The 20,799-nt window shown below is 72.8% G+C and carries 14 protein-coding genes; 3 read left to right on the plus strand and 11 right to left on the minus strand.

Annotation, left to right across the window (positions count from 1 at the left end):
- Positions 1–7: 7 nt before the first annotated feature.
- The 3 genes from P4R38_RS19680 to P4R38_RS19690 are packed head-to-tail and all read right to left on the minus strand — an operon-like array spanning position 8 to position 5,783.
- Positions 8–3,550, minus strand: a complete 3,543-nt coding sequence (locus P4R38_RS19680; protein WP_277193688.1) for a PKD domain-containing protein — start codon at positions 3,548–3,550, stop codon at positions 8–10.
- 56 nt (positions 3,551–3,606) lie between these two features.
- Positions 3,607–4,257, minus strand: a complete 651-nt coding sequence (locus P4R38_RS19685; protein WP_277193690.1) for a hypothetical protein — start codon at positions 4,255–4,257, stop codon at positions 3,607–3,609.
- The gene (locus P4R38_RS19690) at positions 4,257–5,783 is read right to left on the minus strand and encodes an exopolysaccharide biosynthesis polyprenyl glycosylphosphotransferase (protein WP_277193691.1); all 1,527 of its coding nucleotides are present in this window, start codon (positions 5,781–5,783) and stop codon (positions 4,257–4,259) included. Before P4R38_RS19690 ends, P4R38_RS19685 begins: the two co-directional genes overlap by 1 nt.
- A 451-nt stretch (positions 5,784–6,234) precedes the next feature.
- On the opposite strand from P4R38_RS19690, the gene P4R38_RS19695 reads away from it, so the two are divergent.
- The gene (locus P4R38_RS19695) at positions 6,235–8,094 is read left to right on the plus strand and encodes a polysaccharide biosynthesis tyrosine autokinase (protein ID WP_277193692.1); all 1,860 of its coding nucleotides are present in this window, start codon (positions 6,235–6,237) and stop codon (positions 8,092–8,094) included.
- Between the two features lie 63 nt (positions 8,095–8,157).
- Here P4R38_RS19695 and P4R38_RS19700 read toward each other — a convergent pair whose 3' ends face one another.
- From P4R38_RS19700 to P4R38_RS19710, 3 genes are read right to left on the minus strand one after another with little or no spacing between them, the layout of a single operon-like run.
- Positions 8,158–9,285 carry a glycosyltransferase gene (locus tag P4R38_RS19700; protein ID WP_277193694.1) on the minus strand — a complete coding sequence of 376 codons (1,128 nt, stop codon included), beginning with the start codon at positions 9,283–9,285 and terminating at the stop codon, positions 8,158–8,160.
- Entirely contained in the window at positions 9,282–10,310 is a 1,029-nt protein-coding gene (locus P4R38_RS19705) for a glycosyltransferase family 4 protein (protein WP_277193695.1), read from the minus strand. Before P4R38_RS19705 ends, P4R38_RS19700 begins: the two co-directional genes overlap by 4 nt.
- The gene (locus P4R38_RS19710; RefSeq protein WP_277193696.1) at positions 10,307–12,274 is read right to left on the minus strand and encodes a glycosyltransferase; all 1,968 of its coding nucleotides are present in this window, start codon (positions 12,272–12,274) and stop codon (positions 10,307–10,309) included. Before P4R38_RS19710 ends, P4R38_RS19705 begins: the two co-directional genes overlap by 4 nt.
- A 65-nt stretch (positions 12,275–12,339) precedes the next feature.
- On the opposite strand from P4R38_RS19710, the gene P4R38_RS19715 reads away from it, so the two are divergent.
- Both P4R38_RS19715 and P4R38_RS19720 read left to right on the plus strand, forming a co-directional pair.
- Positions 12,340–14,733, plus strand: coding sequence for a polysaccharide pyruvyl transferase family protein (locus P4R38_RS19715; RefSeq protein WP_277193697.1), 2,394 nt, complete (start codon positions 12,340–12,342; stop codon positions 14,731–14,733).
- Positions 14,733–15,608, plus strand: coding sequence for a glycosyltransferase family 2 protein (locus P4R38_RS19720; RefSeq protein ID WP_277193698.1), 876 nt, complete (start codon positions 14,733–14,735; stop codon positions 15,606–15,608). Before P4R38_RS19715 ends, P4R38_RS19720 begins: the two co-directional genes overlap by 1 nt.
- A 10-nt stretch (positions 15,609–15,618) precedes the next feature.
- Here the strand turns inward: P4R38_RS19720 and P4R38_RS19725 are convergent, their stop codons facing one another.
- The 5 genes from P4R38_RS19725 to P4R38_RS19745 are packed head-to-tail and all read right to left on the minus strand — an operon-like array spanning position 15,619 to position 20,700.
- Positions 15,619–16,248, minus strand: a complete 630-nt coding sequence (locus P4R38_RS19725) for a PIG-L deacetylase family protein (protein WP_277193760.1) — start codon at positions 16,246–16,248, stop codon at positions 15,619–15,621.
- The gene (locus P4R38_RS19730; protein ID WP_277193699.1) at positions 16,248–17,567 is read right to left on the minus strand and encodes a glutamate-1-semialdehyde 2,1-aminomutase; all 1,320 of its coding nucleotides are present in this window, start codon (positions 17,565–17,567) and stop codon (positions 16,248–16,250) included. The genes P4R38_RS19725 and P4R38_RS19730 overlap by 1 nt, the downstream gene beginning before the upstream one ends.
- On the minus strand, positions 17,568–18,404 hold the full coding sequence (locus tag P4R38_RS19735) for a glycosyltransferase family protein (protein WP_275236746.1): 837 nt from the start codon (positions 18,402–18,404) through the stop codon (positions 17,568–17,570).
- Positions 18,405–18,436: 32 nt separating this feature from the next.
- Positions 18,437–19,666: a class I SAM-dependent methyltransferase gene (locus tag P4R38_RS19740; RefSeq protein ID WP_277193701.1), complete on the minus strand. Its 1,230-nt coding sequence runs from the start codon at positions 19,664–19,666 to the stop codon at positions 18,437–18,439.
- Entirely contained in the window at positions 19,663–20,700 is a 1,038-nt protein-coding gene (locus tag P4R38_RS19745) for an NAD-dependent epimerase/dehydratase family protein (protein WP_275236744.1), read from the minus strand. The genes P4R38_RS19740 and P4R38_RS19745 overlap by 4 nt, the downstream gene beginning before the upstream one ends.
- Positions 20,701–20,799: the final 99 nt, after the last annotated feature.

Consider the following 20,799-nt stretch of genomic DNA (forward strand, 5'->3'; position numbering starts at 1 on the left):
CTGACCGTCAGGGCTGCGGGTTACGCGCGAGGAGATGGTCCAGCGACGCGACGATCGGGGCGTTGGTGGACGTGCTGCCCAGGTACGTCTCGACCCCGAGCCCTCCCGGGCCCGCCAGCTCGGTCGTCGTGTCGGTCGCAGTGGCGGTCCACGCGGTCGGCTCGCTCGTGCCGGCCTTCCACACCTTCGCCTGCACCGTGGTGGGCGCGGTGCCCGACACCTGCAGCCGGACGGTCGCGGCCTGGCCGGCCGCGAAGGTCAGGCCGGGCACGGTGAGGTTGCGCAGCGTGGTCTCGGTGCCCGACACCGTGCGGCTGAGGTAGAGCGACACCTGGCCGTCCGGACGCCAGAGCACCTTGGCGCGGTAGTCGCTCGTGCCGATCCGGCGGGCGACGACGCTGGTGTAGGCGTTCGCGCCCACCGGGACCTTGTCCAGGGAGACGTCGAGCGTGATGTCCTGGTCCTGCCGGGACACCGAGCCCAGGTAGGCCTTGGCCGTCGCCCCGGGACCGCTCATCCGCACGGTGCCGACGCTCCCGTCGACGCCGAACAGCGACGCTCCGCCGCTCAGCGTCCAGGTGCCGCCGGTGTCCGCCGACCCGAGACCACCCGTGACGGTGCGGCCGAACTCGTCCTTCGCGAACGTCACGAGCGCGACGACCGTGACGGACCGGGTGACCGTCGCCGTACCGCCGTCGTTGTCGGTGACCGTCAGCTTGACCGGGTACGTGCCGCCCTGCGCGTACGTGTGCTGCGGCGAGACGCCCGAGCCGGCCGCCGTGCCGTCACCGAAGTCCCAGGCGTACGAGGCGATCGAGCCGTCCGGGTCGGAGGAGCCGGCTGCGTCGAACGAGGACGTCAGACCCTGCTCCGCGGAGGTGAAGGACGCGGTGGGCGGGGTGTTGGGCCGCTTCTCCACCGTGACCGTGCGGGTCAGCACCGTGGTCGCCCCGTCGTTGTCGGTGACCGTCAGCTTCACCGGGTAGCTGCCGGCCGCCGCGTAGGTGTGCTGCGGCGAGACGCCCGAACCGGCCGCCGTACCGTCACCGAAGTCCCAGGCGTACGAGGCGATCGAGCCGTCCGGGTCGGAGGAGCCGGACGCGTCGAAGGATGCCGCGAGGTAGTCCGCGGAGGAAGTGAACGCCGCCGTGGGAGGCAGGTTCGGCGCGGGCGTGCCGGAGCGGCCGAGGTTGTAGTGGTTCGCGACCAGGGGCGCGGTCATGACCTTCGGGTAGACGGCGACGTCGTCGATGTCACCCTGCAGGTAGTCGCTGGTCGGCCGGTTCGGCCAGCCGGAGAGCGTGTCGCCACCGACGCGCCAGTACCCCTGGTAGCTCTCGCCGCCGACGACGGTGGACAGCTGACCGCGCTGCACGCCGTCGACGTACAGCCGCATGCCGTCGGCCCCGACGGTGCCGACCAGGTGGTGCCAGCCGCCGTCGTTGTACGCGCCGGTGGTCGTAACGGTCTTCACCGAGCCGGGGAACATGCCGAGCGTGATCCGGCCCGACCCGTCCATCGACAGGAACCGGTCGGCGCGCGTCGAGGCACCCGAGGCGCGGTTGCCGAAGCCGACGATCCGGCCGCCGCGGGTGGTCTTGGTCTTCACCCACGCCTCGACCGAGAAGTTCTGCGGTGCCTCGACCGCGGCCTGGCTCGCGACCAGACCGGTGCTGGTCCCGCCGAACCGGCCGGCCGCGTCGGTGTCGCCACTGATCGCGCCCGGCGCGCCGCGGGTCATGCCGCTGCTCGCGAGACCGTCGCGGACACCCGCCCAGTCCAGCACCGCGGTGCCCGAGGGCTCACCGAACCGCCAGTACAGCGAGGCGCCGTCGTCCTGGACCTGACGCGCGTACGCGCTCGTCGGTGCGGACGCCGGCAGGGTGATGGACGCCGTGTCGCCCGAAGCGGTGTTGCCGTCACCGTCGGTCGCACTGACCCGGTAGGTGTGCGTGGAGCCCGGTGTCAGCCCGGTGTCGGTCCAGCCGAGGGAGGGCCGGTTCCAGAAGGTGGAGGCCGCGGTGAAGGTGGCGACCGGGTGGGCCGTGTCCCCGTCCCGCACGATCCGGTAGGTGAGGTTCAGGTCGTCGGTGTCACTGTTGGCCTGGAACGCGACGCGCACCGAGCCGGCTGTGAGGCCGCGCAGCGTCGGCACGAACGACCCGGCGCTGAACGACGGTGGACGCTTCGCGGGCGCCGCCGGCTTCGTCGCGAACCGTGCGAGACCCTGCTGCCCCTTGAGGTTCACCCGCGGGAACTCGCCGCCCATCACGACGTAGTCGTCGTTGCCGGTGACGGTCCAGGCAGCCTGCGTCTGACCGGTGAACGTGCCCACGTCCAGCGTCGGGAACCAGTTGACCATCGACGGCGCCGGGAGCCCGTAGAAGTCGGTGTACTGGTTCGCCACGGCGTCGTGCGCCACGGTGCCGGTCGGCTCGCGGGTGAACGCCAGCGCCCGCCGCTGGTTGGTGTCCCAGGGCGAGGACTCGAAGTACCCGCCGATGTTGGTGCAGTAGTGGGCGTGGCTCACCGTGTAGACCGTGCCGCTCGAGGCGGGGAACACGTCGTACGTGTCGCCGTGGCAGTCCTCGATCCAGGCGATCGAGCCGTCCGCGGGGTTCATCGCGACGGTGCCCTCGAGGTCGCCGGGGCCGTAGGTCCATCCGGTGGAGTACATGTACGTGCCGTCGGTGCGCATGCTGAGGAAGCCGGCGGTGTCGCCGGTGTTGGAGAGCGTCTGGTTCGCCTTCCACGGGACGACGGCGCCGGTCCGGGCGTCGACCGCACCGAGGCCGGTCGCGCGAATCCCGTTGATGGTGGTGAAGTTACCCGCGAGGACGAGCTTGGAGCCGTCCGGCGTCAGCGACATCGCCTGCACGTTGAGGTCGGTCGAGGGTGCCCAGGTCAGCAGGGCGCCGTCGGACGCCTGGAACGCGGCGAGGTGCATCCGCTGGTTGCCCGCGACGCTGGTGAACAGACCGCCGACGTACACCGTGTCGTTGGTCGCCACGATCGACTTGACGTTGTAGCCGACCTCCGGGGCGAAGGAGCTGATCAGGGCGCCGGTGGCGGTGTCGAACGCCGCGATCCGGCTGCGCCACACGCCGCCCACCGTCGTGAACGCGCCACCGACGTAGAGGCGCTTCTTGTCGGGCGAGAGCGCGAGTGCGTACACCTTGCTGTTCATCGACGGGTTGAACGGCAGCAGCTGACCGGTCGAGAGGCTGTACGCGAGCAGGTTGTTGCGGGACACCTCACTGGTGCCCGCGGCGGCGCCCGGCGGACGGGCCGTGGAGAACTCGCCGCCCGCGTACACGGTGTCGCCCGCGATCAGCTGGGTCCACACGACGCCGTTCCCGATCTGCGCGGTCGGGAGCGAGTCGGCCGTCACGGTCGAGGCCGACCGCTGCTGCACCGGCGGCAGCCCGGGCGACACGTCGGCCCGGGCCGGGGTCGCGAGGGTGACCGCGGTCGTCAGCACGAGCGCCAGCGTGGAGAGGAGCACCGCGACGCGCCGTGCTGCGCCGGGAAGAGGGTGGTGCGAGGACATCGATGACCGCCGTTCGGGCCGTGAACCAACGAGGAAGGAGATGAGCACCGCTGCCGTCACAGGGTGTTCGGGAAGGTGAGGAGGGACCGTGCGGTGGGGCTGACGACCAGGGTCGAGCCCTTGCGCGATGCGGTCGGGATGACGAAGACGTACGTGCCGGACGCCCGGCCACCCACCGCCAGCCGGCCCCGGAAGGGCTGCGTCGGAGCGGTCGAGAGGGCCGACGCCGATGCACCCCGAGCGTCCCGCAGGTCGACGGTCACGGCGTCCAGGTCGAGCGGGCCGGCCGAACCGTTGGCGATGCGCAGCGTCACCCGGACCGCGTCGCCGGAGACCTCGCCCGGGACTCGGGCGGTGGCCTTCACCGAGGCGTGACCCGTGACCTCGACCGTCACGCCGGCGTCGGTCGCCGAGCGTGCACTCGCCTGCTGGGTCCGGACCGCGTGGGGCGCGACCGTCTGGTGGATGCTGCCGTGGGGCTGCTTCGCCAGGTCCTTCTTGCGCGGAGCGGGCGCCGTCGTCGGCTGCTCGGCTCCCCGGCCGGTGGGCGGTGCGCTGGTGTACGAGGCGGACGGGCCGGTCGCGGCCGCCTGGGGCGCGAGCGGCGTACGTGCGGACGTGGGCTCGGCGCTGCCGCTGCAGCCGGTCACGGAGAGCAGCGCCGCTGCGGACAGCAGCAGCGCGACGGGCCGGGACGTCGTCGGCATCAGTACGCTCCTTCGCCGCGCAGCACCGCACGCGCGGTCCGCCACAGGATCTGCAGGTCGAGCATCATCGACCAGTTGTCGACGTAGCGCAGGTCGAGCCGCAGCGACTCGTCCCACGACAGGTCGCTGCGCCCGCTGACCTGCCAGAGGCCGGTGAGCCCGGGCCGGACGCGCAGGCGCCGGATCGCGTCGGCCTCGTAGCCGGCGACCTCGTCCTGCAGCGGTGGTCGCGGGCCGACGAGGGACATGTCCCCGCGCAGCACGTTGACCAGCTGGGGCAGCTCGTCGAGGGAGTAGCGCCGCAGCAGCCGGCCGACGCGGGTGACCCGCGGGTCGTCGTGCCGCTTGTAGAGACGCCCGTTGCCGTGGTCGGCCTCGCTCCGGACGTCCGCCAGCCGCTGCTCGGCGTCGGCGACCATCGACCGCAGCTTGAGCATCCGGAACGGCCGGCCGCCCGCACCGACGCGGACCTGCCGGAAGAGCACCGGGCCGCGGCTGTCGAGGGCGACCGCCAGCGCGAGCACGAGCAGCAGCGGCGCGAGAAGGACCAGGAGCAGGAGGGCGGCGATTCGGTCGAACACGACCTTCCCGGCGAGCGCACCGCCCTGCACGGTGGGCCGCTCGACGTGGACGAGCGAGAGCGTCGAGGACGGCCGGATGGACAGGCGCGGACCGGCGACCTCCATGATCCCCGGGGAGACCATCAGCTCGACCTCACGCTCCTCCAGCGCCCAGGACAGCCGGCGCAGCCGGGTCGGGGTCAGGCCTGAAGGGTGGGCGACGACGACCACGTCGGCGCTGAGCTCGTCGACGACCCGCACGGCGTCCTCCAGCGTGCCCCGACGCACGCCGTCGATGGCCGGCCCGGCGACCGTGGTGCACGCCGCGACCGGACGCAGACCGTGGCTCGCGTCGCGTCGCAGGTCCTGCACCAGGTCGTCGACCGCCTCGCCGGCACCGACGACGACCGCGCGCTGCATCGCGAACCCGCGGTGCCGGCGGCGGTGCAGCCGCTGGCGGAGCCAGTAGCGCAGGCCGAGCGAGACGAGCAGCACGACCGGGACGAACACCAGCAGGAACGTTCGTACGAGGTCGGTCCGGACCCCGCCGACGGTGAGGGTGAGGACGGCGACCGCGGCGAGCAGCCGGACGGTCGCGCGCGGCACCGCGCGCAGCTCCTCGGCGCCGACGCCGAGCAGCCGCCGCTCGTAGCCCCTGGCCTGGGCCATCGCCAGCAGCCACGCCAGCGGCGCGAGCGAGACCGCGGCCAGCGCACCGCCGGGCCCGACGGCGCCGGCTCCGGCGCTGAAGCGGACGACCGCGACAGCAGCGGCCGCGGCGAACAGGGCCGCCAGCACGTCGAGCTGGAGCGCGCGGCGCAGGTAGCCCGGCAGCCAGGAGGACCGGGAGCTCGTGCGGCCGGTGCGTTCGGCGTCACCCGCGACACTCGTCCGCGAGAACCTTCGCGCGACAGGAGAGTCCGGCCGGTCCGTCGCGGACGCCGGCGCCTGGCTCAGGTCGGTCATCGATGCCCCCCGCGTCGACCCGTCGCGCCCACTCGCGCGTACGCCGCGGAACGGCGGGTGCCCCCGCCGTTCCCTGCCGCTCCCCTACGTGGCATGTGCTCTTTCCCCGGGCGCGAAGCGCGCACCACTTAAACCGCGCGCGTGGCGCGGAGCTCTCATGTGTCGGTCGACCTCGTCGTTCGGCGCCACACCCTCGACCGCTCGGGCTGCACGCTGACACGACTGGACCGGCCGCGAGACTACCGCCACGGGCGGTGTCGTGCGGACCGATTGGGGACGATCGACCCAACCTGTGGACGAGGCTCGACCAGCGCGCCCGGCGGAAGAGCCGAGGAGGCCGTCCACCGGCCCCGGAAGTCGGTCAACCGGGCGTTCGCGGACCCGTCTTCCTTTAGCATGGGAAGCGTCGGTACTGGCCTTCAGCCCGCAGCGGGCGAAGACGAGCCGGGGGGTGAGGACGCTGACGTTCAAGCAGGTGATCCACGTGCTGTGGCAGCGTGCGCTGCTCATCGTGGCGTGCACGGTCCTGGCCGGCGGTGCCGCGGTCGCGTACATGCAGACGCGGCACGTGACGTACAGCTCGGCCGCGGTCGTCCGCGTGGCGGTCTCGATGAGCGGTGACCAGCGCGACCCGGGCCAGCCCTTCATCGACACCGGCCCTGCGGCGGTCACGTCGGAGACGTCGCTGCGCAAGGCTGCGCAGATCCTCGGCGTCTCTCAGCCCGCCTCCCTCACCAGCGTCGTCCAGGCGACCCCGGACCCGCAGAACCAGACGATGACCGTCGCGGCCGTGGGCGACACCCCGGCCCAGGCCCAGGAACGCGCGGGCGCACTGGCCCAGGGCTACGTCGCCGCACTGGCCGCGCAGCAGCAGAACAACATCAACAGCCTGCAGCGGCAGCAGAGCTCGCTGCGGACCCAGCTGGACTCGATCACCAAGAAGATGCGGGCGAACGGGGACCTGTCCGGCGACTCCTCGGACTCGGGCTCGGGCGGTACGACCTCCTCCGACCCGGCCCTCACCGCGCAGCTGAACGCCGTGGCGGCCTCGTACCAGACCATCTCTCAGCAGCTGTCGAACCTGTCGGTCGCCGGTGCGCCCGCCGCGGTCCAGCGCGCCCCCGGTGCGGGCGCGTCCACGGCGTCGAGCAGCACCCTCGTCCTGGCGAGCGCCCTGCTCGCCGGACTGATGGCCGGCTGCGGGCTCGCGCTGCTGCGCGACCAGTTCGACACCCGGCTGCGCGGCGGCGCACACATCGAGTCGCTGACCGGGGTGCCGATCCTCGCCCAGCTGGCGACCGAGTCCTCGGCCCGCGGCGAGCAGACCTCGCTCCCGGCGGAGCACCGTCGGCACACCCCGTTCCTCGAGGGCATCCGCGCCCTGCGCACGTCGGTCCAGGTGCAGACCAAGGACGTCCGCAGCCCGGTCGTCGTCATCACCAGCCCCGAGCCCGGGGACGGAAAGAGCTTCGTCTGCGCCAACCTCGCGATCGCGTGGGCGCGGACCGGCAAGCGCGTCCTCCTCGTCGAGGGAGACCTGCGCAAGCCGACCACGGCCGCCTACGTCGGCTGCACCGACCAGTCGCGCGGGCTCGCCACGCTCCTGCGAGCGGCGCTCGACGACCGACGCGAGGTGAACGAGCGCGATCTCGCCGACGTCGTCCAGCCCACGACCACGCTCGGGCTCAGCGTGCTGGCGGCGGGGTCCGTCGGCGCTCAGCCGGCGGACCTGCTCGCCAGCGACGCCCTCGGCGCCGCCCTGCAGCAGATGCGCGGGCTCGCGGACGTCGTCATCGTCGACAGCCCACCGATCCTCGGCCTGGCCGACGGGCTCATCCTCGCCCGCGAGGCGGACGGCGTGGTCGTCGTCGCGTCCGCGCAGAGCACGAGGCAGAACGTCATCGCCGAGACGGTCAAGACGCTGCGGGACAACGACGCCCGCGTCCTCGGGGTCGCGCTGAACCACACGCAGCTGAAGTCGCTGAAGGGCTACAACGCCTACTACAGCGGCGAGGACGACTGGAACGTCGAACCCGCGGCGTCCTCCGCCCCTCAGCCGCCTACCGCTCCGCAGGCGTCTACCGCTCCGGTGACCGCTGCTCCGCCGTCGACGGCCCCCGTGACGGCCGCCCGCGTCGCGCCGCCCGCCGCTCCGCAGCCCGTCGAGCCGACGGCTCCCGCCGACGACGCGGTCATCCCGGACGACCGCGTCACGCACGTGGACCTGCGCCCGATGCGCGGCCCGGGCCGCAGCGACGGGAGCAGCCGCGGTGGCGGGGGCAGCTACAACGGGGCGACGCGCGCCCGCTGAGCCGAGCCCTCCGGCGCCCGGCCAGGGCGCGCACGTCAGGCCGCGCATGCCAGGCCGCGTACGTCAGGTCGCGGCGCCGAGCCGCTCCAGCACGGTGGCCATCGCGGCGACGCGGTCCTCCCAGGTCGGGACGGTCACCGGCCACGACCGGCGCGAGGCCGCTCCGGTGAGACCCGCCACCGCCGAGGCGAACTCGGGTCCGCTCGCCACCGTGACCCCCTGCCGTCCCGCGAGCTCGCGGAACCCCGCCACCGGCGTCGCCACCAGCGGACGACCGACCGCGCGGTACTCGTACAGCTTGATCGGGTCGAGGCTGTCGGTGAAGTCGTCGACGACATGCGGGACGAGCAGGGCGTGCGCGTGCTGCAGGTACGCGGGCACCTGGTCGCGAGGCCGCGCGCCGAGGAGCCGGACGACCGGATCGGCCTGCAGCCGGTGGGTGTTCGCGGCGGACAGGGCGTTGGGCCCGACCAGGACGAGCCGCGCTCGCGAGGAGGCGGACCGCAGCGCCTGCGCGGTCTGCAGGACCAGGTCGACGTCGAGGCGGTCCTCGTGCAGGGTGCCGACGTAGAGCGCGTACGGCACACCGTCGACGTCCGCCGGACGACGGGCGGCGCGGCGGTAGGTCTCCGCGTCGACGGCGTTCGGGATCAGGGTGACCGGGCGTACGGCGCCCTTGGTGCGTTCCAGCGCGGGTGAGCAGACCACGACCTCGGCGCAGTGCTCCATCAGCAGCCCCTCGCACTCGGCCAGTCGCGCCTGGGTACGGGGGTCGCGGTGGGCGAGCAGCCAGTCGTCGGTGATGTCGTACAGCGACCGCCACCCGGTCTCGACGGCGAGCGGCGCCCAGCCGGGGTCGTTGACCCACAGCAGCGGGTCGGTGAAGCCGGCTCGGCGGGCCGCTCGCCGGGCGCCGGCGACGAGCCGCTGATCGACGAAGGCTCCGGCGGCGCGCGGGAGCCACTTCGTCGGCTGGAACAGCGCGAGCCGCTCCACCACGCCCTGGGCGCGCAGCCCCGCCCCCGCCCGGGGGCGACGACGCGAGACCACCTCGTACGCCGGGTCGGCGGACGGCTCCACGAACAGCACCCGCAGCGTGGGGTCGCGGCGCAGGAGTCCGTCGACGAGGTGCTGGTTGCGCCGCCAGACGTCGTCCCAGGCCTCCAGCGAGCAGACCACCAGGTCGGTCATGCCAGCACCTGCTGGTAGGCACGGAGGGTCTCCTGCGCCTGGCGACGCACGGTGAACGCGGCCTGCTGGTGCCGCTGCAGGAGGTCGCCGTCGCGCTCCCGCCGGGCCAGGTCGGACGCACGCTCGCGCAGGAGCCGGCCGGCGGTCTCGGCGTCGCCCGGCGCGAAGAGGTTGTCGGGAGTGACCGCGCCGACCGTCTCGTCATGACCTCCCGAGGCGGACGCGACCACCGGCAGGCCGGCGGCCATCGCCTCCAGCACCGCCAGTCCGAGGCCCTCGCGCGGCGTCGGCGCGAGCAGGATGCCGCCACCGCGCATCAGCTCGGCCACGTCGTCGCGCGCGCCGAGCAGCTCGACGGTGTCACCCAGCCCGCGGTCGGCGACGTCCTTCTCGATGCTCGCGCGCTCGCTGCCCTCGCCCGCGAGCCGCAGCCGCCAGCCCTGCTCGGCGAGGCCGCTGCGCGCCCACGCGTCGACCGCCGTACGGGTGGACTTCTCCGGCTCGAGTCGCTGCACGACGAGCACAGTACGGTCCCGCTCGGCGGCCGGCACCCGGCTCTCCTGCACCGGGACGCCGGGGTGGACGGTCCAGGTCGCGCCGCCGGACTCCCGGGCGACGTAGTCGGAGATCGCGAGCTGGCCGGCGAGGCGGCCCTCGATGCGCCGGCCGACCCAGCGGGCCGCCGCGCTCGACCCTCGGCCGGCGGCGAAGTGGCGGGTCGCGACGACCGGCGCCCGGTGCACCGTGCGGGTCGCCACGGCGACGAGCTCGGCCTCGGTCATGTGCGCGTGGACCAGCGACAGACGGCCCAGCCTGGCGAGCCAGCGGGCGGCCTCGCCGCGGCTGCTGGCGGGGAACCAGGCGACACCTGCGGGATCGAGGGTCGCTCGCATCCGCGGACCGTCACCACCGATCACCACCACCTCGCAGCCGAGCCGGGCGAGCTCGGGCGCGAGGACGGCGATGTGGCGCTCCACGCCCGCGAACCCGTCGCTGCACACGACGTGCACGATCCGGAGCGTCACCGGCTGCGCTCCTGCGCACGCACCGGGCCGGTGACGTAGAGCCGGGCACGACGTCGGGCCGCCTCCCTGCGGCCGGCCGTCGGCGCCACCGCCCGCGCGGCTCCGCCGGCCACCATCGCCGCGCGGAAGACCATCCAGCCGGCGGCGCCGTGGTGCTTGCGGACGTACCTCTCCAAGGACGCGTGGAAGTGCTGCTCCCGGACGACGGAGTCGCTGCTGGTCGCCGCCCCGAGGTGGGTGCCGGACACGCCGCGGACGACGTCGGAGCGCCAGCCGCGCGACATCGCCCGCCGCTGCCAGTCGGTCTCCTCGGAGTAGAGGAAGAACCGCTCGTCCAGCAGTCCCACGTTCGCGATCGCCCGGCCGCGCAGCAGCAGCACCGAGCCGATGACGAAGTCCGGGCGGTTCCGCCGGAGGCCGAGACCCACGGCCTCGACCACGGCGCCCATCGGGCTGGGGAACGGCCACGCGACGCGGACCTCCTCCCCCGTCTCGGGGTGCACCTGCTCCGGCGCCACCGCCGCGAGGCGCGAGTCCGTGTGCAGCGCGTGGTGCAGCGCGGTGACCCCGGCCGGGTCGATGCCGGCGTCGGGGTTGAGCAGCAGCACGTCCGTGCCGGCCAGGTCGTCGTCACGGTCGCCGATGGCCCGCAGGCCGTGATTCACGCCGCGGGCGAAGCCCAGGTTGCTGCCGGGGTCGAGGTAGCGCGCACCGGCCGCCCGCACCACCTCGGCGGTCGCCGGGCTGGAGGAGTTGTCGACCACGGTCACCGGGAAGGCGCCGCCCAGCCGGTCGAGGCACGCGGCGAGCAGGTCCGGCGGACCGTAGGCGACGACGATGACGTGCAGGTCCGGGAGGCCGCCGCCCTCGGTCGCCGCCGTCGGCGTCGCGTGGTCGTACATGCGGCGATGATGGCGCGCCACCTGCGCCCAGGTGAACCCCTCGGCGTGCGCGAGGCCGGCGTCGCGGCACCGCTGCCAGGTACGAGGGTCCACCAGCTGCCGGATCCGGTCGTGCAGGGCCTCGGCGTCGCCCGGAGGCGCGAGCAGGCCGGCGCCCGCGACGACGTCCGGCAGCGCGCCGGACTCGCTCGCCACCACTGGCACCCCGCACGCCATCGCCTCGACCACGACCCGGCCGAACTGCTCCACCCAGCCCGAGGTCTCCAGGGAGGGCACGGCGAGGACGTCGAGCCCGCGGTAGAACGCCGGCAGCTCCTCGGCAGCGCGATGGCCGTGGAACCGGACCCGGTCGGCCGCACCCAGCGCGGCGGCCTGCGCCTCCAGAGCCTCTCGCTGCGAGCCGGTCCCCGCGACCTCGACCCGCCAGGCGGGCTCGCCCGCGACCGCGTCCAGCAGCACGCCGACACCCTTGTGCGGCTCCAGCCGTCCGGCGTACCCGATGGTCAGCCCGTCACGCGGCGGCTTCCGGTCGGCAGGGGTGAACCGGGACAGGTCGAGCCCGAGCGGGATGTCGTACGCGGGGGCGGCGAGCCCCTTGTCCTTCAGGATCCTGCCCGCCGCGGAGTTGCACACGTACGCCGCGCTCGCGCCGCGCAACGCCCAGCGCTCGGTCCAGCGGAACGGCACCGGGTAGCGCTTGCGGAGGTTCTGGGCGGAGTACATGACGTACGGGACCCGCGAGCGGCGCAGTCTGCGCAGGGCGAGCACCTCGGCGGTGGCCAGCGAGCAGGGCTCCTCGTGCAGGTCGACCAGGTCCCACCGCTGCCCGAGCAGCCGCCACACGGGGCGCGGATCGTAGACGAACAGGTTCGGGTGCTGGCCGAACGTACGCACCGGCTCGATGAAGTCGTCCCCGTCCGGGCTGAGCTCGACCATCGAGCCGCCCTCGTTCCACCGGCGCGACGACACCAGGGTCAGCTCGACCCCGCCGTGGATCAGCTCCCGCTCCCGCTGCCGCCAGGCCGAGACCGGCGCATGGTGAGCGAACCGCAGTACGCGCATCTGCCCCCACCCCCTCTGCGCCCATTCTTGCCAACGGTGAGCCTGTTGACGGCAGAATCTCGCACATGGGGGAACCGGCCACACTTCGTTGCAGAGCGTGCGGGTCCGAGCGGCCGCGCGTCGTCGTCGACCTCGGCGAGGTCCCGGCGTCCGACCTCTTTCCCCGCGCCGACGACCCGGCGCCGGATCCGCGCTGGCCGCTGACCCTGGCGATGTGCCCCGACTGCTGCCTGGTCCAGCTCGGCGCGGTGCGCGGCGCGATGCCGGAGCCGCAGTCGGCCGTCGACTCCGACACCGCGCTGGCGCACGCCGCCGCCTCGGTGGAGCGCGTCGTCGCCGACGAACGGCTCGCGCCCGGCCACAGCGTCCTGGAGCTGGACAGCTCGCACGGCGCCTCCTGGCTGCCCCGGTTCGTCGAGCGCGGGCTCCGGCCGGTGGACGAGGGTCCGGCCGACCTCGTCGTCGACGTGCACTACCTGATGCACGAGGAGGACCTCGACGCCGTGGTCGCCGCCCACGCCGCGCGCCTCGCCCCCGGCGGGGTGCTGGTGTGCGAGTTCTTCCACGTCCTGCCGCTGGTCGAGGGCGGCCTCGTCGACACCATCCGGCACGGCCACTTCGTCTACCTGTCCGGCATCGCGCTGCAGCCGCTCCTGGAACGCCACGGGCTCGTCCTCACGCGCGCCGAGATGGTCCCGGTGTACGGCGGCAGCGTGCGCATCTCCGCGCGGCGGGCGGCCGACGACCCGAGCGTCGATCCGAGCGTGGACGAGCTGCTCCGCCGTGAGCGGTCCGCCGGTCTCGACCGCGTCGACACCCTCGATGGTCTCGGCGAGCTGGGCCGGAAGGCGACGAACGCTCTGCGAGAACGCCTGGTGGAGCTGCGTTCTCGCGGTTCCCGGGTCGCGGCGTACGGCGCCCCGTCCAAGGCCGCCGTGCTGCTCGCGCTCGCGGACGTCGACGACAGCCTCCTGCCGTACACCGTCGACAAGTCGCCCGCCAAGCACGGTCACCGCGTCCCGGGGGCGCACGTGCCGATCATGGCGCCGGAGCAGCTGCTGCAGGACCGCCCGGACGAGGTGGTCGTCCTCACCTGGGACATCGCCGAGGAGGTCATCGCCCAGCTGCGGGAGATGGCACGCGGATCCGGCTGGCAGCCGACGTTCTACGTCCCGCTCCCCCAGCCGCGCGAGCTCACCTTCGCGACCGCGCCGGCGGGTGGCCGCGACTTCGCCGAGCGTGAGCCGCGGCCACCGCGGTCACTGCGCCGCCCCGAACCCCGTGTCGAGAGCGGGAACCGGACGAGCGCCGGTCCGATCGTCGTGTTCGGCGAGCTGGGCGGTCCGAACCTCGGCAACGAGGCGTCGTTCGAGTCCTTGCTCGCGCTCATCCACCGGGACATCCCGGACGCGGCGGTGCACGTCCTGTGCTACGTGCCCGAGCGGATGACGGCGCGGCACGACGTGACCGCCGACCACATCAACTGGCCGCGCCACGAGCGGACGCCGCGTCCGCTGCGGCCGGTCGAGAAGGTCGCCCTCCGCGTGGGGGACCTCGCCCGGACAGCGCGGCAGGTGCGGTCCGCGCGAGCGGTCCTCATCCCGGGTGCCGGGGTGTTCGAGGGTGAGCTCGGCACCCGGATGCTCGGGCTGCCGCTGTCGTTCTGGCGCCTGGCCGTGAGCTGCCGGATGTACGGCGTGCCGCTCCTGGTGATCGGCGCCGGCGCGAGCCCGGTGCAGGAGCCGTGGTCGCGCCGGCTGTTCGCCGGCGGGTTGCGGCGGGTGACGCACGCCTCGTTCCGTGACGAGCGGTCGCGCGACATCGTCCGCGGCTGGACCGGCCGACCCGACCAGGGCGCGGTCAGCGGCGACCTCGCCCTGCTTCTGGAGTACGAACAGGGCAGTGCAGCGGCATCTGTCCCCGATCCCGAGCTGGTGGTCGTCGGCGTCATGCGCAACGGCGGCCGGCGCACCACCGGGTACGACTACGAGGAGCGAGTGACCGAGCTGGTCCGCGGGCTGGTCGCCCGCGGCCGTCGCGTGCGCCTGGTGGGAGGGGACTCGGCCGACGACGAGACCATGGACCTGATCGTCCGCCGGTGCGGCGACGAGCGGGTGGACAGCCTGCGAGCCACCTCGCTGCGAGAGCTGGCCGAGGCCATCTCGCCGGCCGCGGCCGTCATCGGCACCCGCTACCACAACCTCGTCATCGCCCTGCAGCTCGGAAAACCGACCGTGTCCCTGGGATACGCGCGCAAGTGTCAGGACCTGATGGCGATCTTCGGTGTGCCGGCTCTGTCCTTCGAGGCGTCCTCCTTCGCGGCGACGGACGTGCTGGCCGCCCTCGACGACGCCCTGGAGCACGGGACCCGCCCCGACCCTGCCGTCCTCCCCCGGCTGCGCGATGCGATGGAGGCGGACTGGGCGACCTGCCGGAACCTCATCGAAGGAGCGCACTGATGGCACCACTTCTCAGCGTCGGCATCCCGGTCTACAACGGCGAGAAGTACCTCGCCGAGGCGCTCGACTCGATCCGGGCCCAGACCCTCACCGACATCGAGATCCTGATCGCCGACAACGGCTCGACCGACGGCACCGAGCAGATCTGCCGTGCCGCCGCGGCCGCCGACCCCCGGGTGCGCTACCTGCGCAGCGAGACCAACCTCGGAGGCCCGCGCAACCTGAACCGGCTCGTCGAGGAGTCGACCGCGCCGCTGTTCAAGTGGGCCTTCTACGACGACCGCTGCGCTCCGACGTTCCTGGAGGCGTGCGTGCGCACCCTCGAGGCGCATCCCGACGCCGTCCTCGCCCACCCCCGCGTGCTCACGATCGACGAGGCGTCCCAGCTGACCGGCGGCCGCGACGACGCGGACCTCCAGCTCGACCTCGAACCCGCGCACCGACGGCTGGCCCAGCTGTACGTCCGCATCGCCGAGCAGGCGCTGTTCGGCGTCATCCGCACGGATTCGCTGCGCCGCACGCGCGGGATCCAGCCGCTGCTGTCCGACGGCTTCATCCTGCTCACCGAGCTGTGCCTCCAAGGCCCGTTCGTCGGTGTGCCGGAGCAGCTGCTGTACCTGAGGGACCACGGAGAGCAGCACGGCGGTAACCGCGCCAGCGAGATGCGCTGGCTCGGCAGCCGGCGCCGGGCGCGGGTCTTCGGTTACACGCAGGTCACCGGTCATCTGCTCGCCGCCGTACGCCGCTGCGACCTGGACGCCGCGGAGAAGGCGCGCTGTGCCGCCACCGTCGGACGGCACTGGACCCTGCGCACCTGGCGCAGCAGTGCGAGCGACGTCAAGCACCTCTACGCCGACGTCACCGGTCGCTACTGACCCGCCGAGGTCATAGCGACAGCAGGGCCTTCCGGACCACGAACGCTTCGGCGTACCGCGCCCGGCACTCCATACCGCGCAGCCGCATGAGGCCGCGGAACATCTCCTCGTCCCACCAGTCCCGGCCGTGCTGCGAGGGGTACGCCTGGAACAGCCCGTCGATCTTGCGCTGAGCCGTCGCGTCGTCGACCGGGACGTAGTGGGTCGGGCGGCCGAGGTCGCCGTCCCACTTGGGGATCTCGTAGTGCAGCACCAGGGAGTCGCGCCACACGGTGGTGGCCAGCTCGCCGATGAGGCGGTGGTCCTGGTGCGCGTCCTCGGGGGACGGCGCGAGGACGAGGTCGGCGTCTCCGGCGCGCGCGACGTCCTCGAGCGCCTCCTTCGTCGCGTCCCAGTGCGCCGGGAGCCGTCCGTCCGGAAGGTCGAGGCACTGCACTCCCCCGGTCGCTCCGAACAGCTTCGCAGCGTGCTCGGCCTCCCGAGCACGCTCCTCGGATCCGGTCAGGACGACGTTGCGGACCACCCGCCGCACGTCTTCCGCGAGCATCAGGACGGTGGCGCCACAACCGATCTCGATGTCATCAGGATGGGCGCCGAGACAGACGACGTGACGGACGGCGCCGAGATCGAGGGCCAGCATCACGCGTACGTCCGGAACACCGGGCGGATCGATCGGCCGCCCATCCACGGCGTGGGATCGCCCGCCTCGAGCGCCTTGCGGTAGACGACCGCAGCGTCCGCGACCACCTCGACCGTACGACGGACATCGGCCGCCGACGTCGCGTCGCTGACCACCAGCGAGGGGGCGAGCACACCACCGAGCAGGAGCTGACGCATGAACAACGTGCGGTACTCCTGCGACGGACGACCGTCGCCGTCGAGCGTTGCGAACACCAGATTGCTGTCGCGTCCTCGCACCACCAGGTGGTCGCTCACACCGGCGGCGTCGGCCGCGGCTCGCACGCCCTCCGCCAGCTCGGCACCGGTCGCGTGCAGGCGCGCGACGACGTCCTCGCGCTCGAAGACGTCGAGGACGGCGATCATGGCCGCGAGGGCATGGGTCTCGGCACCGTGGGTGGTGGAGAGCAGGAAGACCCGCTCCGCGTCGTGGTCGAGGCCACCCCGCTGCATGAGGTCGCGGCGGCCGGCCAGCGCGGAGACGGCGAAGCCGTTCCCGATCGCCTTGCCGAAGGCGGACAGGTCGGGGGTCACGCCGAACAACGTCTGAGCGCCTCCGGCGTGCCAGCGCAGACCGGTGATCATCTCGTCGAAGATCAGCAGCGCGCCGTGCGCATGCGCGAGGTCCCGCAGCGCGGACAGGTACCCCGGAGCGGGCTCCCCCGCCTCCAGGACCAGGCAGGCGATCCGCTCGCCGTGCTCCTGGAGCAGTCGCCGGGTGGCGTCCAGGTCGCCGTAGGGGAAGGTGACGGTCAGCTCCCGGACGGCGGACGGGATGCCCGCGGGCATCGCGGTGGCGCCGATGAACCAGTCGTCCACGGAGAAGAAGGGGTGGTCGGCGCAGATGGCGACCAGGTCGCGACCGGTGTGGGCCCGGGCGAGGCGGACGGCCGCCGTCGTGACGTCCGAACCGTTCTTGGCGAACTTCACCATCTCCGCACCCGGCACCGAGGTGAGGAAGCGCTCGGCGGCGTCGGCCTCGATCCCGGCCGGGCGGGTGAAGTTGGCCCCGAGCCCGACCTGGCGTCGGACGGCATCCACGACGAGCGGGTGCGCGTGCCCGAGGATCACCGATCGCAGCCCGGAGCCGTACTCGATGTACTCGTGGCCGTCGAGGTCCCAGACGTGCGCGCCCGCGCCGCGAGCGATGATCGGCGCGATGTCCGCGGGGTACTGGTCGGGGCCTTTGGCGTAGGTGTGCGCACCACCCGGCACCAGCTCGGCCAGCCGCGCGGCAGCGGCCCGGGAGCGGGCGTACGGGTCCGGCGCGTCGCCGCTCATTCAGACCGCCGGGAGCGCGACGTCGACCGGCGGGGGCAGCGGCTCGCTCATGACCGCGGGCTGCTCGCGCCACAGCGCCCACGGGCTGCACCCGCGGCGGTAGAGGTCCTCCAGCGACGCCCGCTCCTTGAGGGTGTCCATCGGCGCCCAGAACCCGTCGTACGGCGTCGCGCGCATCTTCCCGTCGGCGGCGGCCTTCACGCAGGCGTCCATCACCAGGTCCTGGTTCTCGCCGAGGTAGTCGAAGATGCCCTGGCGCAGCACGAAGTAGCCCCCGTTGATGCGCATGTCCATGTCGGCGACGGGTTCGAGGCCGGTCACGCTGGTCGGGCCGTTCATCCTGAGCACGTGGAAGGAGTCCTGCGGCTTCACCGCGAGCACGCTCGCCACGGCGTCGGTGCCGCGGAACTGCTCGACCAGGTCGTTCATCGGTGCGTCGGTGAGCACGTCGCCGTAGTTGGCCAGGAACATCTCGTCGCCGTCCAGGTGGTGGCGGACCCGACGGAGCCGTTCGCCGATGGGGGTGTCCAGACCGGTGTCGGCGAAGGTGATGCGCCACTCGCTGATGTCGGTGCTGAGCATGTCGATCTGCTCACCGCCGTGGGACATCACGAAGTCGTTGGACGCGGTCTCCCGGTAGGAGAGGAAGTAGTCCTTGACCGCCTCGGCGCCGAACCCCAGGCAGAGGATGAACTCGGTGTGCCCGAAGTGGGCGTAGTACCGCATCACGTGCCACAGCACCGGTCGATGACCGATCGGCACCATCGGTTTGGGCAGTGACTCCGGTCCGGAACGGATCCGCATGCCCAGCCCCCCGCAGAACAGCACAACCTTCATGTCGTCAGCCCCTTTCCGACGAACGAGTCCTCTCAGAGGACCTCGAGGTGTGGAAGGGCGACCACCAGCCGGCCGCCCCAGTCACGTACGTACGACAGCTGCGCCGAGATCTCCTCGCGGAGGTTCCACGGCATGATCAGGACGTAGTCAGGGCGCGCCGCGTCGAGCGCCTCGACCGGGTGGACCGGGATGTGCGTGCCCGGCAGGAACCGCCCGTGCTTGTACGGGTTGCGGTCGACCGCGAAGCGCAGCAGGTCGGCGCGGATGCCGCAGTGGTTGAGCAGGGTGTTGCCCTTGCCGGGGGCGCCGTACGCCACCACGGACTTCCCCTCGCGAGCGGCGCCGATCAGGAACTCCATGACGTCGTTGCGGACGGTCGCGACCTGGGCCGCGAAGCCGGCGTGCCCGTCCAGGCTGTGGAGCCCGGCCCGCTCCTCGGCCGCCAGCACCCTGGCGACCGCGGCGGTCGGCTCCGGAGCGCCCTCGGTCGGTGCGGACCACGTCCGCAGCGAGCCCCCGTGCGAGGCCAGCTCCTCGACGTCCACGACCGTCAGGCCCGCCCTGGCCAGGACGCGTTGGGTGGTGAGCAGCGACAGGTAGGAGAAGTGCTCGTGGTAGATCGTGTCGTACTCGTTGCCCTCGATCAGGCGCTGCAGGTGCGGGATCTCGATGCTGACCCGGCCGTCGTCGGCGACCAGCGCGCGCAACCCCTGGGCGAAGTCGACGATGTCCGGGACGTGCGCGAAGACGTTGTTGGCCACCACCAGGTCGGCCGGGCCATGGGTCGCCGCGACCTTCGCGCCGGTCTCCGCGCCGAGGAACAGCACCTCCGTCGGCACGCCCTTCTCGCGTGCGGCCTCGGCGACGTTGGCGGCGGGCTCGATGCCGAGGCAGCGCATGCCCCGCGCGACGACGTGCTGCAGGAGGTAGCCGTCGTTGCTCGCGACCTCCACCACGAAGGCGTCCTCGTCCAGCCCGAGCCGCTCGACGGCGGTGTCGACGAAGCGCTTCGCGTGTGCGACCCAGGAGTCGCTGTAGGAGGAGAAGTAGGCGTAGTCGGAGAAGATCTCCTCGCCCGAGAGGTACGCCGGCAGCTGCACCAGCAGGCAATCACCGCAGATCCGCACGTGCAACGGGTAGAAGGTCTCACCCTGGTCGAGCTCGTCGGCGGTCAGGAAGCTCTCGCACGGCGGCGACATGCCGAGGTCGACGAACGTGTGCGTCAGCTCTGCGCCGCAGAGCCGGCACGTGGGGGCGCTCACGACGCGACCTCGGACGTCCGCAGTCGCAGGTCGTCGTCCAGGCGGCCGGCGGCCATGAGTGCCTGGACCCGCTGCAGCCGGACGTACCGCTCACCCTCGAAATCCGTTGGGGTCAGACCGATCTCGCGCATGTCGTCGGCGAGCTCGACGATCCCTTGCGGGACCGTCCACTGCGGCCGGAAGGCGGGCAGCCGGTCGTAGATCTTCGCGAAGCTCACCTGGTAGTCGCGGGTGTCCGGGCCGGCCCCCTCGGCGAACGTGACCGGGCAGCCGGTGTACGCGGCGACCTGCTCGGCGATCGTGCGGATCTGCACGACGTCCTCGTCCCGGCCGACGTTGAACGCCTCGTCGTGCACGGCCTCGCGCGGCGCCTCCATGGCGGCGAGGAACGCCGCGGAGATGTCGGCCGCGTGGACCAGCGGACGCCACGGGCTGCCGTCGGACTGCAGCCTCACCTCGCCTCGGGTCAGCGCGGTGCCGGTCAGGTTGTTGACCACGATGTCCGCGCGCAGCCGCGGCGAGCTGCCGTACGCGGTGGCGTTGCGCAGGTAGGTCGGGCTGAAGTCGTCGCTCGCGAGCGCCGAGAGCCCCTCCTCCGCCATCACCTTGCTCTCGCCGTACGGCGTCACCGGATTGAACGCCGACGTCTCGTCGACCGGTGCGTCACCCGCCGCGCCGTAGAGCGAGCACGAGGAGGAGAACAGGAAGCGCGGGACCCCTGCGGCCTTCGCCGCCCGGGCCATCGCGACCGCCCCCTCGGCGTTGACCGAGTAGGTGGCCTGCGGGTTCAGATGACCGATCGGGTCGTTCGAGATCGCCGCGAGGTGCACGACGGCGTCGAACCCCTCCAGGTCCTCCGGCCGCGCGTCACGGACGTCACCGTGGCGCTGCTCGTACCCGCTGACCTGCGGACCGAAGTCGCACCCGGCGTACCAGTCGGTGTCGAGGCCCACAACCTCGTGCCCCGCGGCCAGGAACTGCGGCACCAGAACGGCGCCGATGTACCCACGATCACCCGTGACCAGAACTCTCATGATCCCCCCAAGGTCGCCATCAACAATCTAGCCACAAACGGGTGTATGGTGCGCCCGCTTGTAGGAAAATCGGGTGAGGGGCAGTCCGGTACAGGCAGC

Source organism: Luteipulveratus flavus (genome assembly GCF_029439465.1).
GTDB lineage: Bacteria > Actinomycetota > Actinomycetes > Actinomycetales > Dermatophilaceae > Luteipulveratus > Luteipulveratus flavus.

Excerpts from the sequence above, each read along its gene's own strand:
- P4R38_RS19680 (WP_277193688.1), bottom strand. The coding sequence starts at position 3,550 with ATGTCCTCGCACCACCCTCTTCCCGGCGCAGCACGGCGCGTCGCGGTG.
- P4R38_RS19735 (WP_275236746.1), bottom strand. The coding sequence starts at position 18,404 with ATGAAGGTTGTGCTGTTCTGCGGGGGGCTGGGCATGCGGATCCGTTCC.
- P4R38_RS19715 (WP_277193697.1), top strand. The coding sequence starts at position 12,340 with ATGGGGGAACCGGCCACACTTCGTTGCAGAGCGTGCGGGTCCGAGCGG.
- P4R38_RS19720 (WP_277193698.1), top strand. The coding sequence starts at position 14,733 with ATGGCACCACTTCTCAGCGTCGGCATCCCGGTCTACAACGGCGAGAAG.
- P4R38_RS19710 (WP_277193696.1), bottom strand. The coding sequence starts at position 12,274 with ATGCGCGTACTGCGGTTCGCTCACCATGCGCCGGTCTCGGCCTGGCGG.
- P4R38_RS19730 (WP_277193699.1), bottom strand. The coding sequence starts at position 17,567 with ATGAGCGGCGACGCGCCGGACCCGTACGCCCGCTCCCGGGCCGCTGCC.
- P4R38_RS19685 (WP_277193690.1), bottom strand. The coding sequence starts at position 4,257 with ATGCCGACGACGTCCCGGCCCGTCGCGCTGCTGCTGTCCGCAGCGGCG.
- P4R38_RS19700 (WP_277193694.1), bottom strand. The coding sequence starts at position 9,285 with ATGACCGACCTGGTGGTCTGCTCGCTGGAGGCCTGGGACGACGTCTGG.
- P4R38_RS19690 (WP_277193691.1), bottom strand. The coding sequence starts at position 5,783 with ATGACCGACCTGAGCCAGGCGCCGGCGTCCGCGACGGACCGGCCGGAC.
- P4R38_RS19745 (WP_275236744.1), bottom strand. The coding sequence starts at position 20,700 with ATGAGAGTTCTGGTCACGGGTGATCGTGGGTACATCGGCGCCGTTCTG.
- P4R38_RS19725 (WP_277193760.1), bottom strand. The coding sequence starts at position 16,248 with ATGCTGGCCCTCGATCTCGGCGCCGTCCGTCACGTCGTCTGTCTCGGC.